Source organism: Sulfitobacter sp. JL08, from assembly GCF_003352045.1.
GTDB lineage: Bacteria > Pseudomonadota > Alphaproteobacteria > Rhodobacterales > Rhodobacteraceae > JL08.
The window spans coordinates 3,792,561-3,808,290 of record NZ_CP025815.1 but is presented as its reverse complement, the minus strand read 5'-3'; the positions used below and the strand labels follow the sequence as shown (position 1 = coordinate 3,808,290).

Annotated in this window: 15 protein-coding genes; 13 read left to right on the top strand and 2 right to left on the bottom strand. The window is 57.2% G+C overall.

Translation table 11 applies throughout. The features are described 5' to 3' along the window. Positions 1-276 precede the first annotated feature (276 nt). The 9 genes from C1J05_RS18750 to C1J05_RS18715 all read left to right on the top strand — a co-directional run bounded on the left by C1J05_RS18750 (position 277) and on the right by C1J05_RS18715 (position 8,734). Entirely contained in the window at positions 277-819 is a 543-nt protein-coding gene (locus C1J05_RS18750; protein WP_114871586.1) for a DUF3305 domain-containing protein, read from the top strand. Further along, positions 816-1,478: a DUF3306 domain-containing protein gene (locus C1J05_RS18745; protein WP_114871585.1), complete on the top strand. Its 663-nt coding sequence runs from the start codon at positions 816-818 to the stop codon at positions 1,476-1,478. The genes C1J05_RS18750 and C1J05_RS18745 overlap by 4 nt, the downstream gene beginning before the upstream one ends. Continuing rightward, positions 1,475-2,083 carry a TorD/DmsD family molecular chaperone gene (locus tag C1J05_RS18740; RefSeq protein ID WP_114871584.1) on the top strand — a complete coding sequence of 203 codons (609 nt, stop codon included), beginning with the start codon at positions 1,475-1,477 and terminating at the stop codon, positions 2,081-2,083. Before C1J05_RS18745 ends, C1J05_RS18740 begins: the two co-directional genes overlap by 4 nt. Positions 2,084-2,137: 54 nt before the next feature. Next, positions 2,138-2,329: a ubiquinol-cytochrome c reductase iron-sulfur subunit N-terminal domain-containing protein gene (locus C1J05_RS18735; protein ID WP_114871583.1), complete on the top strand. Its 192-nt coding sequence runs from the start codon at positions 2,138-2,140 to the stop codon at positions 2,327-2,329. A 78-nt stretch (positions 2,330-2,407) separates the two neighbouring features. Next, on the top strand, positions 2,408-5,302 hold the full coding sequence (locus C1J05_RS18730) for a formate dehydrogenase subunit alpha (protein WP_114871582.1): 2,895 nt from the start codon (positions 2,408-2,410) through the stop codon (positions 5,300-5,302). 13 nt (positions 5,303-5,315) lie between these two features. Beyond that, positions 5,316-5,912, top strand: coding sequence for a formate dehydrogenase FDH3 subunit beta (gene fdh3B / locus C1J05_RS18725; RefSeq protein ID WP_114871581.1), 597 nt, complete (start codon positions 5,316-5,318; stop codon positions 5,910-5,912). A 111-nt stretch (positions 5,913-6,023) separates the two neighbouring features. Further along, positions 6,024-7,226 carry a formate dehydrogenase subunit gamma gene (locus tag C1J05_RS18720; protein ID WP_114871580.1) on the top strand — a complete coding sequence of 401 codons (1,203 nt, stop codon included), beginning with the start codon at positions 6,024-6,026 and terminating at the stop codon, positions 7,224-7,226. Positions 7,227-7,247: 21 nt separating this feature from the next. Continuing rightward, on the top strand, positions 7,248-7,373 hold the full coding sequence (locus C1J05_RS22030; RefSeq protein WP_302622782.1) for a hypothetical protein: 126 nt from the start codon (positions 7,248-7,250) through the stop codon (positions 7,371-7,373). A 2-nt stretch (positions 7,374-7,375) separates the two neighbouring features. Then, a complete protein-coding gene (locus C1J05_RS18715) occupies positions 7,376-8,734 on the top strand; it encodes a sigma-54-dependent transcriptional regulator (RefSeq protein ID WP_114871579.1) in 1,359 nt (452 codons plus the stop codon). On the opposite strand, the gene C1J05_RS18710 is transcribed toward C1J05_RS18715, so the two are convergent. Then, positions 8,731-10,689 carry a sensor histidine kinase gene (locus C1J05_RS18710; RefSeq protein WP_114871578.1) on the bottom strand — a complete coding sequence of 653 codons (1,959 nt, stop codon included), beginning with the start codon at positions 10,687-10,689 and terminating at the stop codon, positions 8,731-8,733. The genes C1J05_RS18715 and C1J05_RS18710 overlap by 4 nt on opposite strands. 88 nt (positions 10,690-10,777) lie before the next feature. Beyond that, positions 10,778-11,341, bottom strand: coding sequence for a TetR/AcrR family transcriptional regulator (locus tag C1J05_RS18705; RefSeq protein WP_114871577.1), 564 nt, complete (start codon positions 11,339-11,341; stop codon positions 10,778-10,780). A 103-nt stretch (positions 11,342-11,444) separates the two neighbouring features. Between C1J05_RS18705 and C1J05_RS18700 the strand changes: the two genes are divergently transcribed. From C1J05_RS18700 to C1J05_RS18685, 4 genes are all read left to right on the top strand, one after another. Beyond that, positions 11,445-11,903, top strand: coding sequence for a (2Fe-2S)-binding protein (locus C1J05_RS18700; RefSeq protein ID WP_114872446.1), 459 nt, complete (start codon positions 11,445-11,447; stop codon positions 11,901-11,903). Position 11,904: 1 nt separating this feature from the next. Continuing rightward, entirely contained in the window at positions 11,905-14,148 is a 2,244-nt protein-coding gene (locus C1J05_RS18695) for a xanthine dehydrogenase family protein molybdopterin-binding subunit (protein ID WP_114871576.1), read from the top strand. Between the two features lie 192 nt (positions 14,149-14,340). Then, positions 14,341-15,291, top strand: a complete 951-nt coding sequence (locus C1J05_RS18690; protein ID WP_114871575.1) for an FAD:protein FMN transferase — start codon at positions 14,341-14,343, stop codon at positions 15,289-15,291. 17 nt (positions 15,292-15,308) lie between these two features. Beyond that, entirely contained in the window at positions 15,309-15,689 is a 381-nt protein-coding gene (locus C1J05_RS18685) for a c-type cytochrome (protein WP_114871574.1), read from the top strand. Positions 15,690-15,730 lie beyond the last annotated feature (41 nt).

The window sequence follows — 15,730 nt, the reverse complement described above, 5'->3', positions numbered from 1 at the left end:
CGCTATCCGGTTGATGGAACGGCGTGCCACATACCGAATCATTCGGTGCGATCTGATCATGGCAGAAAATCGCGCCGATCCGCCCGAGGGACATTTCGTCCATGTTGGGGGTCGATGGTCGTGGTGACGCCCCATTTTGTCCGTTTGCGCATTTTGATGTAAAAATCTGCCAAAAGTTCTTTGCGTCGCGGCAGAGTTGGTCCAGCATACGATAGAATACAGCAGATCATGCCTTTGGGAGGAGCCTTGATCCACAATCCAAACCAGTATCAGACAATGCCGCTGGGCGTTGTTCTGAGGCGGACGCCGGGTGTGACCCGGTGGGCCAAGTGGTGTTGGAAAGCGGTTGCTGTTTTGCCGGGGGCGTCGGAAGCTCGATGGAAGCTGCTGCGCGAAGAAGACGGCGTTCAGGAATACCACATCGCGACCCCCTATCTGGAATTGCACGGTGCCGACAGCGAGGCGTATCTGACGGGATTGTCCGACAGTGTTCCGGCAATCTACGTCGTGTTGCGCAAGACGATGTCTGCGGAGCATCCCTACGATGTTTTGCTGGCCACCGCGTCGCCCTACGAGGCGCAGGATTACGCGGACAATGGCGAAGATCTGGTGGAAAAGGTGCCGATGCCGGGTGGCCTGATCGCGTGGATCCGCGATTTCGCCGTGAAGCACCACGAGCACGAGGCGTTCATAAAGCGCCGCCGCGACAAACACCGGACCGATCGGGTGCAGGATGGCGTTGGCGATGCACGGATTTCGCAGATGAGCGATGTTTATCGCGCCCCGAGCAAACGTTCTGACAAGGAGCAGGTGCATTGACTGGTCGCACAGGTTCATCCGGGTTCTGGTCGGACCGCAAGGCGCGCGTTCAGGCCGAGGCGCTGGCGGAAGAGCAAGAGACGCTGGCGCGCACTGCCGCGGAAGAACAGGCGGTGCAAGAGGCCAAGAGTGATGAAGAACTGCTGGAAGAGTTCGGGTTGCCGGACCCCGATAGCCTGAAGCTGGGTGATGATGTCCGGGGTTTTATGTCAAAGGCGGTGCCGGATCGCCTGCGCCGTCGTGCCCTGCGCCAGTTGTGGAAGCTGAACCCGGTGCTGGCCAATGTTGATGGGCTTGTGGATTACGGTCAGGATTTTACCGATAGTGCGATGGTCGTCGAAAACCTGCAAACGGCCTATCAGGTTGGCAAGGGCATGCTAAGCCATGTTCAGGAAATGGCGCGTCAGGCCGAAGAGAAACTGGCAAAGGCCGAGATGGCAGAAGCCGTTTCCGAAGAACCCGAGCTTGAGGGCGAACCGCAGGGCGCGCCCGACCAGGATATGGCCCTGCAAGAGCAAGACGCGCAGGTCACAACCGCCGAACAATCAAAAGATCCCGAACCGTTAGCGCAAGACGACCTGTCTGATCACATCGAAGCGCCCCGCCGCCGGATGCGGTTTCAATATTCAAAACCAAACGGATCGGAGGCCGCAGCATGAGTGCTTTGGCAGATACCACGTCAGTCAGTGCAGAAGACCGGTTGCGCGCGGACCTGTACAATTTTCTGGGGCTGTTGCTGTCGGGGCCGCCCGATCAAACCCTGCTGGATCAATGTGCCGGCCTGTCAGGCGACGACAGCGCGATGGGGGAAGCCATTTCAACACTGGCGCGCGTCGCAAAAGTGACCAAGCCCAACGCGGTGCTTTCAGAATTCAATGCCCTGTTCATCGGTTTGGGGCGCGGTGAACTGCTGCCCTATGCAAGCTATTACCTGACGGGCTTTCTGAATGAAAAACCGCTGGCAACATTGCGCAAGGATATGGCGGCACGCGGTGTCACGCGCGCCCAGAACGTGTTCGAGCCGGAGGACAACATCGCATCGCTGATGGAGATGATGGGCGGACTGATCGTTGGCCGGTTCGGCCGATCGGCGGACCTTGCCGACCAAAAGCTGTTCTTCAACAAACATATCGGCCCTTGGGCCACACATTTCTTTTCGGATTTGGAAGCCGCGCAAGCGTCGGTGTTCTATGCGTCTGTCGGCTCGGTCGGCAAACAGTTCATGGATATCGAACGCGAGGCGTTCCGGATGATTGCGGGATAAATCCCGCGCAGACCGGCGGGGGGCCCCGCCACAACACAGAAGGGGAGAATTCCCATGAAAAAGGAAAAAGCCGACGGCACCAGCCGCCGCGATTTTCTGAAACTGGCTGGCACAGCCGCACCGGCAGCCGTTGCTGCGGTTGCCGTCAGCGGATCGGATGCACAAGCGCAGCCGGTCGATCTTTCATCTGACAAGATGCAGGACACTGCGCATACCCGCGCCTATCTCGACAGCGCCCGGTTCTGATCGGACGTCCTTAATATCCGCTGACGACTGGTTGCGTGAGGCCCGACTGTCAGAGGAGTTCCTTATGGAGGAAAAACTATGCTTAGGAAAAAGACCAACGGGGTTGCGCGACGCTCCCAGCGGACAAGTATCCTGTCGACGATGTCTGAAACATCGGTTGACCGCCGTGCGTTTTTGCGCGGTTCGGGATTGGCCATTGGTGGCCTGACCGCAATTGCCGCAACGGGCGGCACAGTGACGGCAGCGAATGCGCAGTCTGCCGCAAACACAGCAGTTGAAACTGTCAAAACGGTTTGTACCCACTGTTCGGTCGGTTGCACGGTTGTAGCCGAAGTCGACAATGGTGTCTGGACGGGTCAGGAACCCGGCTGGGACAGCCCTTTCAATCTGGGGGCGCATTGCGCCAAGGGGGCCGCGGTTCGCGAGCACGCCCATGGTGAACGCCGCCTGAAATATCCCATGAAGCGCGAAGGCGGTGAATGGAAACGCATCAGCTGGGAACAGGCGATCGACGAGATCGGCGACGGCATGATGAACATCCGCGAAGAAAGCGGTCCGGATTCAGTGTACTGGCTGGGATCGGCCAAGCATAACAACGAACAGGCCTACCTGTTCCGCAAATTCGCCGGCTACTGGGGCACGAACAACGTGGACCACCAAGCGCGGATTTGTCACTCGACCACGGTTGCGGGTGTTGCAAACACATGGGGCTACGGCGCCATGACCAACAGCTACAACGACATGCACAATTCCAAGGCGATTTTCATCATTGGCGGAAACCCGGCCGAGGCGCATCCCGTGTCTCTGCTGCATATCCTGAAAGCCAAGGAACAGAACAACGCGCCTTTGATCGTGTGCGACCCGCGGTTTACCCGCACGGCGGCCCACGCTGATGAATACGTGCGGTTCCGCCCAGGTACAGACGTTGCGCTGGTCTGGGGTATTCTGTGGCATATCTTTGAGAATGGCTGGGAAGACAAAGAATTCATCCGCACCCGCGTGTGGGGAATGGACCAGATCAAGACCGAAGTCGCCAAATGGACACCGGAAGAGGTCGAGCGCGTGACAGGTGCACCCGGCGAACAGTTGCGCCGCGTCGCCCGTACGATGGTCAACAACCGTCCCGGCACTGTTGTCTGGTGTATGGGCGGTACGCAGCACACCAGCGGCAACAACAACACACGCGCCTATTGTGTGCTTCAGCTTGCGCTGGGCAACATGGGCACATCGGGTGGCGGAACAAACATCTTCCGCGGCCACGACAACGTGCAAGGTGCCACTGATCTGGGTGTTCTGTCCCATACCCTGCCGGGCTATTATGGCCTGTCTGCCGGTGCATGGGCCCATTGGGGCCGTGTCTGGGGCGAGGATATGGACTGGCTCAAGGCGCAGTTCGACACGATCCAGGGTGCGGATGGCAAAGACAAACCGTTGATGAACGAAACCGGTATTCCGGTGTCGCGCTGGATCGACGGTGTGTTGGAAGACCCGGCCAATATGGATCAGCCCGCCAAGGTGCGCGCCATGGTGTTGTGGGGCCACGCGCCCAACAGCCAGACGCGTATGAAGGAAATGAAGACGGCGATGGAAAAGCTGGACATGCTGGTCGTGATCGATCCGTTCCCCACCGTTTCCGCCATTCTTCATGACCGGACAGACGGCGTTTACCTGTTGCCGGCCTGTACGCAGTTTGAAACCCGCGGTTCGGTGACCGCCTCGAACAGATCGATCCAGTGGCGTGACCGCGTGATTGAACCTCTGTTCGAAAGCGTCCCGGACGAGGTGATCATTGCCAAGTTCGCCAACAAATTCGGCTTTGCCGACCGTCTGTTCCGCAATATCGAAATGGACGATCCGGAAACCCCGAATGTCGAAAGCATCACCCGCGAATTCAACAGCGGTATGTGGACAGTCGGCTATACCGGTCAAAGCCCGGAGCGGATGAAACTGCACATGGCCAACCAGCATACGTTCGACAGAACGACGCTGCAGGCGGTGGGTGGTCCGGCAGATGGTGATTATTATGGTATGCCATGGCCGTGCTGGGGCACTCCCGAAATGAACCATCCCGGAACGCCCAACCTTTATGACATGTCCAAGCGCGTGTCCGAAGGTGGACTGACATTCCGTGCCCGGTTTGGCGTGGAACGTGACGGGGACAACCTGTTGGCCGAAGGTGTCTACAGCAAGGATTCGGATATTCAGGACGGTTACCCCGAATTCACCATGCAGATGCTGATGGATCTGGGTTGGGACAGCGAGTTGACCGATGAAGAGCGTGCCGCGATTGATGCGGTGGCCGGACCGGATACAAACTGGAAAACCGACCTGTCAGGTGGCATCCAAAGGGTCGCGATCGCACATGAATGTGCGCCATTCGGCAATGCCAAGGCGCGGGCGGTGGTCTGGACCTTCCCCGATCCGATCCCGGTACATCGCGAACCGCTGTATACAAACCGGCGCGATCTGGTCGCGGACTACCCGACATACGAGGACCGGAAGTTCTATCGTCTTCCGACCATGTATGCCTCGATCCAGAAGAACGACTTTTCCAAGGATTATCCAATGATCCTGACGTCTGGTCGTCTTGTGGAATACGAGGGTGGTGGCGACGAAACCCGATCCAACCCGTGGTTGGCCGAGCTTCAGCAGGACATGTTCGTCGAGATCAACACACGTGACGCCAACAATCTGGGTGTGCGTGACGGATCTCAGGTCTGGGTCGAAGGCCCGGAAGGCGGCAAGGTCAAGGTGATGGCAATGGTCACAAACCGTGTCGGCGAAGGGGTGGCGTTCATGCCGTTCCACTTTGGCGGCCATCTGGAGGGCGAAGACCGGCGGAGCAAGTATCCGGCGGGTGCGGACCCTTATGTATTGGGCGAAAGCACAAACACCGCACAAACCTATGGCTATGATTCAGTGACACAGATGCAAGAGACGAAAGCCACTCTTTGCAAAATCTGGTCGGCATAAGGAGGACACCATAATGGCTGCAAGAGCAAAGTTTCTCGTCGACGCCGAACGCTGCATCGAATGCAATGCGTGTGTGACAGCGTGTAAGAACGAGCATGAAGTGCCTTGGGGCATCAACCGCCGGAAGGTCGTCACCATCAATGACGGCGATCCGGGTGAACGGTCGATTTCCGTGGCATGTATGCACTGTTCGGACGCGCCCTGTATGGCGGTTTGTCCGGTGGATTGCTTCTATCAGAACGAGGAAGGTGTCGTTCTGCATTCCAAGGACCTGTGCATCGGGTGCGGATACTGTTTCTACGCGTGCCCGTTCGGTGCGCCGCAGTTCCCGCAGGCCGGCAACTTCGGATCCCGTGGCAAGATGGACAAATGTACATTCTGCGCCGGTGGCCCGGAAGAAAACCACTCTACAGCCGAATTCGCCAAATATGGCCGCAACCGGATTGCAGAAGGCAAATTGCCGATCTGCGCCGAGATGTGTGCCACCAAGGCGCTTTTGGCAGGCGACGGCGATGTTGTCTCCGGTATCTACCGTGAACGCGTCGTGGCCCGTGGATTTGGTTCGGGCGCTTGGGGTTGGGGCACTGCCTACGACCAAAAGGGCGGCTGATTTGCCCACTGGCCTCGTGCCAAACAGATAAAGCGTGGGGCGGCATTCTTGCCGCCCTGTCGCGCTGAAATAAATAAAGATTCAAATAAAACCGACACAAGGAGCCTGCTTATGGCCCGTGCGCTGCTTATTCCCGTATTCGGATTCATCCTGAGCCTTGTTCTGAGCACAGGTGCATTTGCGCAGGAAAATACCGAGACTGACCGCTCTGCCACGGGCGGGGCACAGACTTTGGAAGACATCATGGCCCGCCAGCGTGGTGAAAAGCTGGATGATACATTCCGAAGCGAAGCAACCGGCGATCCGGATGCGGCTGCGGGGATCAGCAGCCAGTTGGGAACGCTGGGTGGCGCATCCGATCCGGAGCTTTGGCGCGCGTACCGGTACGGCACGGCGAATATCACAACGCAGGTTCGCGGCCCTGCCGCCGGTGTGGTGATACAGGATGGCGGCATGTGGTGGTATTCGTTCCGCAATGGCCCGCTGGCCACATACGGAGCGTATCTGCTGGGGGGTACGATTGTCCTCTTGGCGTTGTTCTATCTTATTCGCGGGCGCATTCGCATTGACGGCGAAAAAACCGGCCGCACGATTACCCGCTTTCAGGCCGCTGAACGGTTCGGGCACTGGCTGATGGCCGGTTCCTTTCTGGTGCTTGGCCTGACGGGACTGATTTCGTTGTTCGGCCGCAAGGTCATGATCCCGCTGTTCGGGCACGAAAGTTTTTCAACCATCGCGATCGCTTCGAAATGGGTTCACAACAATGTTTCGTGGGCTTTTATGCTGGGTCTGGTGATGGTGTTTTTCATGTGGGTGGTGCACAACCTGCCCGCAAAATCCGATCTGAAATGGCTGGCGCAGGGGGGCGGTATTTTCCGCAAGGGCCTGCATCCGCCCGCGGGAAAATTTAACGCAGGCCAAAAGCTGATATTCTGGTCGGTCATTGTGCTGGGGGCGTCGATCTCGGCATCCGGTCTTTCATTGCTTTTTCCGTTCGAACTGCCGATGTTTGCCAAGACGTTTGCCATTCTGAACGCAACGGGTTTGCCGCAACTGTTCGGGTTCGGAGAATTGAACACCGTGCTCGCGCCGCATGAGGAAATGCAATATGCCCAGTTGTGGCATGCGATCGTGTCCTTCGTTCTGCTGGCGATCATCTTTGCGCACATCTACATCGGCACTGTCGGCATGGAAGGCGCTTACGATGCAATGGGATCCGGCGAAGTCGAAGAACAGTGGGCACGCGAGCATCACAGCCTGTGGGTCGAAGAAGTGACGTCAAAGGCGACAAAATCAGCAAGCCCGGCCGAGTAGCGGGACAAAGGGAGACGTACAATGAAAATGATGCTTTTGTCCTTTGCCGCCACAGCCGTGATCGCGGTAGGTGCCTATTATGTCCTGCACGAAATCGGATTCTCGGCTGAAGACCAGACAACCGGCGCGGATGTCAGATTGGACTGATCATGCAGGCAAAACCTGCTGCCGCTGACGCAGACGCATATGGTGAAACGCTGGCGCGCGCCTCGGTTCTGATCGTGGATGACGAACCGGGGATGCGTAATTTCCTGACCAAGACCCTGTCGCCGCGTTGTAAACGGGTGGAACAGGCGGAAAGCGCGGATGCCGCCGCGCGGCGGCTGGATTCAAACCATTTCGATCTGGTGGTTCTGGATAACATCATGCCGGGAAAAACCGGCCTGCAATGGTTGCGTGAACAACGCCGTGTCGGGTTTTTCGGCGATGCGATCCTGATCACTGCCTATGCTGATCTGGAAACCGCGATAACCGCACTGCGCGCCGGCGTTGCCGATTTCGTTCTGAAGCCTTTTCGGGCCAACCAGATCACCAACGCCGTTGCGCGGGCAATGGATCGCCAGCGTTTGCGCCGCGAAAACTATCTGATGCGATATGAATTGCAGTCGGACGATACCGGCGCGCGCGGGCGCCTGTTGGGCACGTCGCCCCAGATCAACCGCGTCCGCGATCTGTTGGTGAAAATGGCACCCTTGCCCACTTCTGTGCTGTTCACGGGCGCAAGTGGTACGGGCAAGGAGGTCGCGGCGCGCACATTGCATTCGATGTCGGACCGGGCTGGTCAGCCCTTTGTGCCGATCAACTGCGCTGCATTGTCCCCCGACCGGATCGCGCAGGAACTGTTCGGGATCGTCGATGATGATCAGCATCGCACCGAAGGGCTGTTTCTGCATGCGGATGGCGGTACGCTGTTTCTGGACGAAGTCGCGTATTTGCCGCCACAGGTGCAGGCAACCCTGTTGCGGGTGGTCGAAGAACACAAGGTCAGGCCTTCCGGATCAGAGCGTGAATTGCCGCTGAACGTGCGGATATTGTTTGCGACGAATGCAGATCTGCCCAAGGCCGTCGATGCAGGGACGTTTCGTGCCGATCTGTTTCACCGGATCAACGTTGTGAACATTGAAATGCCCACGCTTGAAAACCGGGGCGACGATGTGGTTGAACTCGCCGCGATGTTCATGGCTCAGATTTCCCGCGCACTGGGCTTACCGGCACTGGACCTGAACGAAAGTGTCCTGCTCAAGCTGCGGCGCTACACGTGGCCCGGAAATGTACGCGAATTGCGCAACCTCATCGAACGCTCTGTCATATTGGGTGAATTTCCCGACGAATTTGCCGGTACGGGTGCGATTTCGGGTACCGAAGCCATTGAAACCCTGGAACTGGTTGAACAACGGCACATCATGCACGTTCTGGATGCCTGCAACGGCAACCGTGCAGAAGCGGCGCGCCGGTTGGGTGTGTCGCGCAAGACCATCGACCGCAAGTGCGCCCTTTGGGAGAATTAGGCCTGCGGCGCATCGGCTGAAGGCAACCATACCGTAAACACAGTACCGCCATCACTGCCATGCTGCGCCATGATCTGGCCGCCGGCGCGTTGTACCAGTGTCTGGCTTATGGATAATCCCAATCCCGAACCTTCGCCGGGCTTGGTGGTGAAGAACGGATCAAACACCTTGTCCAGAATGTCGTCGGCTATTCCGGCGCCACTGTCCTTGATTTCCACGGATACGCCTTGCCGGTCGTTTCGGCTCTGGGGTTTGATCCGAAGTGTCAGTACGCCACTTCCGTCCATTGCCTGCAGGGCGTTTACAAGCAGGTTGATGATGACCTGCTGCAATTCGCCATGATCCATCATCACATTGGGTGCATCCTGAAAATCGCGGATCACCGTGGTGTCGGTCTGGCTGATGCCATAGCCCACCAGAACCAGACAATCTTCAATCACTTCGTCCAGCGCAACAGAGTCTGCCGTTCCGCTGAATTCGCTGGGGCGGGCGAACTGCAAAAGCTTGCCGACAATAGCGTTGATCCGTTGTACCTGCCGGTCGATCAACGAGAATTCAGTGTTCAGGTCCGCGGCCTTGTCCCCCAGTGCGGCGCGCATGACATCCACGTTTCCCTGAATGACCGCGACAGGATTGTTGATCTCATGCGCCACACCGGCAGTGATTTCGCCGATCGAAGCCAGTTTTTCTGAAACGACAAGCTGCTGGAACGTGGTTTCCAGTTTCTTGTTTGCATCGCGCAATTCTTCGGTGCGTTGTTCGACCCGCGTGTTCAATTCTTCGGCCCAGTTGCGCAATGCCTGATCGCGATCACGCACCTGATCCAGAAGCGTATCCAGATGCGAAGCGACCTCGCCGATTTCGTCGCGGGTGCCCACCGGCCCGATGCGCGCCTCAAGATTTCCTTCTTCGACCTCGCGCATGGTTTTGGTCATGCGTTCCAGCGGTGCGAAAATGCCGCGCGCAATGCGCAGAAACAAAGGAACCGTCAGGGCGACAATCGCCAGGAAAGCGGCCAGGACCGACCAATAGGCAGATCGTGTCGCAGCTTTGAACGGGGCCTCAAGAAAGCCGACATATAACATGCCAACCCGTTTGTCGTGGCTGTCCAGAATTGGCAAGTAACCCGAAATGTACCAGTCGTTGACAACAAAGGCGCGGTCCAGCCACGTGCGCCCCTGATCCAGAACAGCCCCCCGCACCTCGGCGGACACACGTGTGCCAAGAGCGCGGACATCCTCGAAAAGGCGCACATTGGTGCTGATGCGCACGTCTTCCAGAAACAGTGTGGCGGTACCCTGGCGCGCACCATCCGCGTTGGATTCGCGGTAGACAAGATCGTTGATGGTATCGATGAAGTGCAGGTTCCGGTTCAGCAATGTGCCGCCGACCAACACGCCCTCGTGTCCGGGCAATGCAACATGGGTTGCCGTGTGCACGACCATTCCGCGATCTTCGACAAGTCGATCGGTCGGGACGGCAGCCTGGGTTGCGATCAGCGGGATTTTGGCCTGTTCTGCCAGCGCAGGTGCATTTTGTGCCAGATCCTGTTCCGAAAATATATCGATATGCGATGACGCGCCGCCGTTCAGAACATTCTGGACGACGGGCCAGGGGGATGTTTGTGCGGCTGTTTTTGGCAGGTAGTGCAAGAAATCCAGCCCAAGATCGATGCGCGCGCGTTCAAGCAGCGTATCAACGGGCGGGCCGCCCGCGGATAGGATAGCGTTGAATTCAACCGATTTGGCCAGCCCCTCAACCTCGGTTTCGCTGCTGTCCAGAATACGCCGCAGATATTGTTCGGCGATGCGCAAGTCACTGGCGACATTGGCAATCAGCAAAGCATCGTATCGTGCAGCCCAGCGATTGATGCCAACACCTAGCATCAATGGCAGCAAGACGATCAGCGGTAACAAAGCGAGGACCAACAAGCGTAGCCGAACGGATTTCAGCATCGCTGTTCCATTTGTTTGCCCCTTGCGCCGTTTCGACAGTGATTAGACCATGTCGGCCCGTCACGCGCAAATCCGTTCTGGGGCGGAATCAAATCTCGTTCACCAGAGAAAGAATGCTCTGTTTCAGCGTTTTCAGGCGTCCGGCCAGCTGTGTGCGATCACCCGAGCCGGTCTTTGCGCTGTGGCTGGAGGTATAGACAAGTTCGGCAACACCTTTGGCGGTCACGCCCTTGCTTTCAAGCGTGTCGGCGTAAGGCTGGAACAGGCTTTCAAGCGCGTCCGTCCAGCGGGCTGCACCTTTGGCCAGCTCTTCGCCACCGGCCAGGTTCAACCCGTCGATCAGATCGGCCGCATCCGGTGAGGATTGAACAAGATCGAACCATGACAACGGGCCGATCTCGAAAAACCGGTCAAGTTGTTCAGACAGGGTTGGGCTATTGTCCCAGGCTTTGTGAACATCATGAATACCGCTGTCGGTGACATAGCGAATGGCTGCCTGAATCACCTGATCCTTGTTTGCGTAGGTGTTGTACAGGGTTTGCCGCGACACTCCTGCGGCAGCTGCGACATCGCCCATCGTGGCCTTGCGAATGCCATAGCGCGACACGACGCTGATGGCAGATCGTGCAATGTGATCAGTTCCGTTCGACATGAAGAGATGTTTACATTGTATGTCGTATTGTACAATATGTACAAAATGCCAATTATTGTACAAATGTAAAACTGCATGACCGCCTAATGTGAGGATCGCTGCCGTGAAACTGATCGTGAATGACAAGGAGTACGATGTCGATGTGGATCCCGAAATGCCGCTGTTGTGGGTTCTGCGCGATGAATTGGGGATAACCGGGCCGAAATACGGGTGTGGTGTTGCTATGTGCGGGGCCTGCACCGTGCATGTGGATGGCACAGCGCAAAGATCGTGCCAGATACAAGTGGGCGATCTTGACGGGCGGGTCACAACGATCGAAGGGCTTGGAACTCCTGATGTCTTGCATGCGGTGCAACAGGCATGGATCGAACATCAGGTTGCGCAATGTGGGTACTGTCAATCGGGGCAAATCATGCAGGCGGCTGATCTGTTGGCCCGAAACGCAGCCCCGAACGATGGCGAAATCGACGATGCAATGGCTGGCAATCTTTGCCGCTGCGGAACGTATCCGCGCATTAGGTCGGCCATTCACAGCGCAGCAGCAAAACTGAGCGAGGTGTAATATGGGCCGTATCAAAACCATTGCGCGCCGTTCGTTTCTTGTGGGTTCGGCAGCCATCGCCGGCGGTGTTGCGTTTGGCTATTTCGCGTACAAGCGGCCGGTTGAAAATCCGTTGCTGGAAACCCTTGAACCGGGCGAGGTGGCGTTGAACCCGTATGTCAAAATTGATGCATCCGGTATCACGCTGATCACGCCAAGGGCGGATTCCGGACAGGGGGTTTATTCGGTTCAGGCGGCATTGATTGCTGAAGAACTGGATGTGACACTTGATCAGGTGCGGGTCGATCCGGGCCCACCCAGCCCTGCCTATTACAACACTGCATTATCAGAAGAAGGTGCGCCATTCCGGTCGACAGATGACCGTTTCGTCGCGGAATCTGCGCGTGGTTTCGTGGATGTCGTGATGAAGTTCACTGGCATGCAGATCACCGGAGGGTCGACAACGGTTCCGGATGCATACGAAAAACTGCGTTTGGCCGGCGCAGTGGCGCGCGAAACCCTGAAACTTGCGGCATCGCAGCAAACCGGGGTGTCCGTTGATCAGATGAAAACGGAAAACGGCGCGGTCATTCTGCCGGATGGAACCGAGATTTCGTATGTTGATCTTGCAGGGATTGCCGCCGATCTGGAGCCGGTTGACAATGTACGCCTGCGACCGCCTTCGGAATGGCGCATCATCGGCAAGCCGATGCAGAGAATTGATATTGTTGCAAAATCTACGGGAACGCAGATTTTTGGCATTGACGTGAATGTCCCTGATATGGTGCATGCGACGGTCCGGCTTAACCCGCACCAGACAGGCAAGATGAACCGTTTTGACGCCAGCAAGGCGTTAAAACAGCGGGGTGTTCAGGCTGTTGTTCCGGTGACCGGCGGTGTCGCTATTGTTGCGTCCAACACCTGGTATGCAATTAGGGCGGCACAGCATATCGAAATTGATTGGGAACCGGCGGCGTTTCCATCGGAACAGGAAGACCATTGGGCGGCCCTGTCGGGTGCCTTTACAGATGAATTTCGCGATAGCCGAAAACGCGACGACGGGGATATCGAGGCGGGTCTGACCACCGGCCAGGTGCTGGAGGCCGAGTATCGGGCGCCCTATCTGGCCCATGCGCCGCTGGAGCCGGTGAATGCGATTGTCAAAGTCACGGATGATCGGGTGGATGTGTGGACGGGGACGCAGATACCGCGCTTTGTGCAAGCCAACGTGGCAGAGATCACCGGTATTCCTGCCGACAAGGTGCACGTGCATGTCCAGATGATGGGCGGTAGTTTCGGGCATCGTCTGGAAGACGACGTTGTCAGGAAAGCCGCGGAAATAGCAGTGCAGATGAAAGGCACGCCCGTCAAACTGACATATTCCCGAGAAGAGGATATTGCACAGGATTATGCGCGCCAGATCGCGATGGCGCGGATGCGCGGGGCGGTCAGGGACGGCAGGGTTGAAACCTATGACCTGTCGATCGCAATGCCATCCATTATCGCATCCCAGATGGGGCGGCAGGGGTTTCCGGTTCCGGGGCCGGACCTTCAGATCGTTGCAGGCGCGTGGGAACAACCGTTCGCTCTGCCCAACTACCGCGTGACAGGGTATCGCGCGCCGCCGCTGGCACCGATCAGTTCGTGGCGTTCTGTTGGTGCATCCACAAACGGGTTTTTCCATGACGGGTTTCTGGACGAGTTGATCCATGCTGCGGGCGCGGACCCGATGGCGGAACGTATCCGGCTGTGCTGGCATGAATCGTCCCGCAAGGTACTGGAAGCGGTGCGTGACATGTCAGGTTGGGACGGCGCTGATCTGGGGGCAAACCGGGGACGGGGTGTGGCGTTCTGCATGTCGTTCGGCGTGCCTGTGGCCGAAGTGATCGAAGTCACAAATACCGATGCAAGCATCCGGATTGACAAAGTCTATGTTGCGGCCGATGTCGGGCGTATTGTTGATCCCGTCAATTTTGAAAATCAGGTACAGGGCGGCGTGATCTGGGGATTGGGTCATGCGATGAACTGCGAAATCACCTTTTCTGAGGGCGCTGTCGAACAGTCGAATTATTATGACTTCGAAGGTATGCGCATCGATCAGTGTCCGGTTATCGAAGTGAAAGGTCTTGAAAACGCATCAAAAATCCGTGGTATAGGAGAGCCACCGGTTCCGCCCGCGGCACCCGCGCTGGCCAATGCGATTTTTGCGGCAACGGGCGTGCGTATCCGGGAAATGCCATTCAACAAGTTTGTCGATTTCGTTTGATTGCCGGCGGCAGGTTGCGGCGCAGGGCCTGCCAAAGCCGCGAAAACCGTTGACTTAGGTCAAGTCGGGGAAGCGGCGGTTCCGATATTGAATAGGGATGGCACAGTTATGCAATCCAAGTCTGGAGACAGCATTCTTCCGGGATGCGATGAACGCCGTTGATCCCCGTGATCAGCGAAAGGCGACAGTCTGATGTCAAATCGCCTGACGCGCCGCCGATTTCTGTCAATTTCTGCTGCCGGTGCGGCAGTTGCAGCCGGTGATCCCTCTGCTGTGATGGCATCGCAAGGCCATCTGACCAGATGGAACGGACAGGCCCTTGGGGCGCCTGTTTCGATGCGATTGTCGGGTGTCAGTACACAACAGGCGCGTCCGGTGTTCAAAGCAGTGGAACGGGAACTGGCACGTCTTGAACGGGTTTTCAGCCTGTTTGACAGGCAATCGGAATTGTCCCGCCTCAACGCCGCCGGAAGGCTGAATGCGCCAAGCGCTGATCTGGTTTCGGTTTTGCGGTTGTGCGACCGGCTGCACACAGCCTCGCGAGGTGCATTTGATCCGACGGTTCAGCCGTTGTGGGAACTATATGCGCATGCCGTGCGAAACGGTGTGTCCGTTGACCGTAAAAGCGAAGCGGACATGCGCAAGCGCATCGGTTGGAGATATGTGCAGTTTGATGCCGATGAAATCTGCCTGAAACGCCCCGAAATGGCATTGACCCTGAATGGCATCGCCCAAGGCTATGTGACCGACCAGATCGCAGCCCTGTTGCGCCGGCGCGGATTGACGGATGTCCTGATCGATATGGGCGAAATTGCCGCGATCGGGCAACGTGCCGACGGCCCCGGGTGGAGTGTGGGTGTGGCGATGCCGGATGGCACATTTATCAACCGTATCACCTTGAAAGATCGTGCGCTTTCAACATCTTCGCCATCCGGTACGGTTCTGGATTCACAGGGCCGGATTGGCCACATTCTTGATCCGCGCTCGGCAGGGCGGGGGGGGATGCATCAGTTGGTGTCCGTATCTTCGCACTCTGCGGCGATTGCGGACGGCATATCAACTGCGGGATGCTTAATGTCGCACCCGGAACTCATGCAGACCATTGGAAGTTTCCCGAAAACTAAACTAGAAAACCTTATCTGAAGAAGAGGACTCTGAACATGATCAAACCAATTCTGACCACCGCAGCCACGTTGCTGGCTTTGTCGACACCTGCCTTTGCAGAAGGTGACGCTGAAAAAGGCGAAAAAGTATTCAAGAAATGCAAGGCGTGCCACGCAGTTGGCGAGGACGCCAAGAACAAGGTTGGTCCGATTCTGAACGGAATCGTCGGTGCACCAGCAGGAGCGAATGCCGATTTCAAATATTCGGACGCGCTGATGGAAAAAGCCGGCGAAGGTTTGGTTTGGGACGAAGAGAACCTGACCGCATTCCTGACCAAACCAAAAGATTTCCTGCCAAAGACCAAGATGTCCTTTGCCGGATTGCGCAAGGAACAGGAAATCATGGACGTCATTGCCTATATGGCTTCGTTCGAGTGATTGCGGACAACTGACTAAAACCAGTACCTGAATAAACGCTG

What these genes read in the sequence shown, in the direction of transcription:
- C1J05_RS18740 (WP_114871584.1), top strand. Translation starts at nt 1,475, where the DNA reads ATGAGTGCTTTGGCAGATACCACGTCAGTCAGTGCAGAAGACCGGTTG.
- C1J05_RS18695 (WP_114871576.1), top strand. Translation starts at nt 11,905, where the DNA reads ATGGGCCGTATCAAAACCATTGCGCGCCGTTCGTTTCTTGTGGGTTCG.
- C1J05_RS18750 (WP_114871586.1), top strand. Translation starts at nt 277, where the DNA reads ATGCCGCTGGGCGTTGTTCTGAGGCGGACGCCGGGTGTGACCCGGTGG.
- C1J05_RS18720 (WP_114871580.1), top strand. Translation starts at nt 6,024, where the DNA reads ATGGCCCGTGCGCTGCTTATTCCCGTATTCGGATTCATCCTGAGCCTT.
- C1J05_RS18730 (WP_114871582.1), top strand. Translation starts at nt 2,408, where the DNA reads ATGCTTAGGAAAAAGACCAACGGGGTTGCGCGACGCTCCCAGCGGACA.
- C1J05_RS18685 (WP_114871574.1), top strand. Translation starts at nt 15,309, where the DNA reads ATGATCAAACCAATTCTGACCACCGCAGCCACGTTGCTGGCTTTGTCG.
- C1J05_RS18715 (WP_114871579.1), top strand. Translation starts at nt 7,376, where the DNA reads ATGCAGGCAAAACCTGCTGCCGCTGACGCAGACGCATATGGTGAAACG.
- C1J05_RS18690 (WP_114871575.1), top strand. Translation starts at nt 14,341, where the DNA reads ATGTCAAATCGCCTGACGCGCCGCCGATTTCTGTCAATTTCTGCTGCC.
- fdh3B (WP_114871581.1), top strand. Translation starts at nt 5,316, where the DNA reads ATGGCTGCAAGAGCAAAGTTTCTCGTCGACGCCGAACGCTGCATCGAA.
- C1J05_RS18735 (WP_114871583.1), top strand. Translation starts at nt 2,138, where the DNA reads ATGAAAAAGGAAAAAGCCGACGGCACCAGCCGCCGCGATTTTCTGAAA.
- C1J05_RS18705 (WP_114871577.1), bottom strand. Translation starts at nt 11,341, where the DNA reads ATGTCGAACGGAACTGATCACATTGCACGATCTGCCATCAGCGTCGTG.
- C1J05_RS22030 (WP_302622782.1), top strand. Translation starts at nt 7,248, where the DNA reads ATGAAAATGATGCTTTTGTCCTTTGCCGCCACAGCCGTGATCGCGGTA.
- C1J05_RS18710 (WP_114871578.1), bottom strand. Translation starts at nt 10,689, where the DNA reads ATGCTGAAATCCGTTCGGCTACGCTTGTTGGTCCTCGCTTTGTTACCG.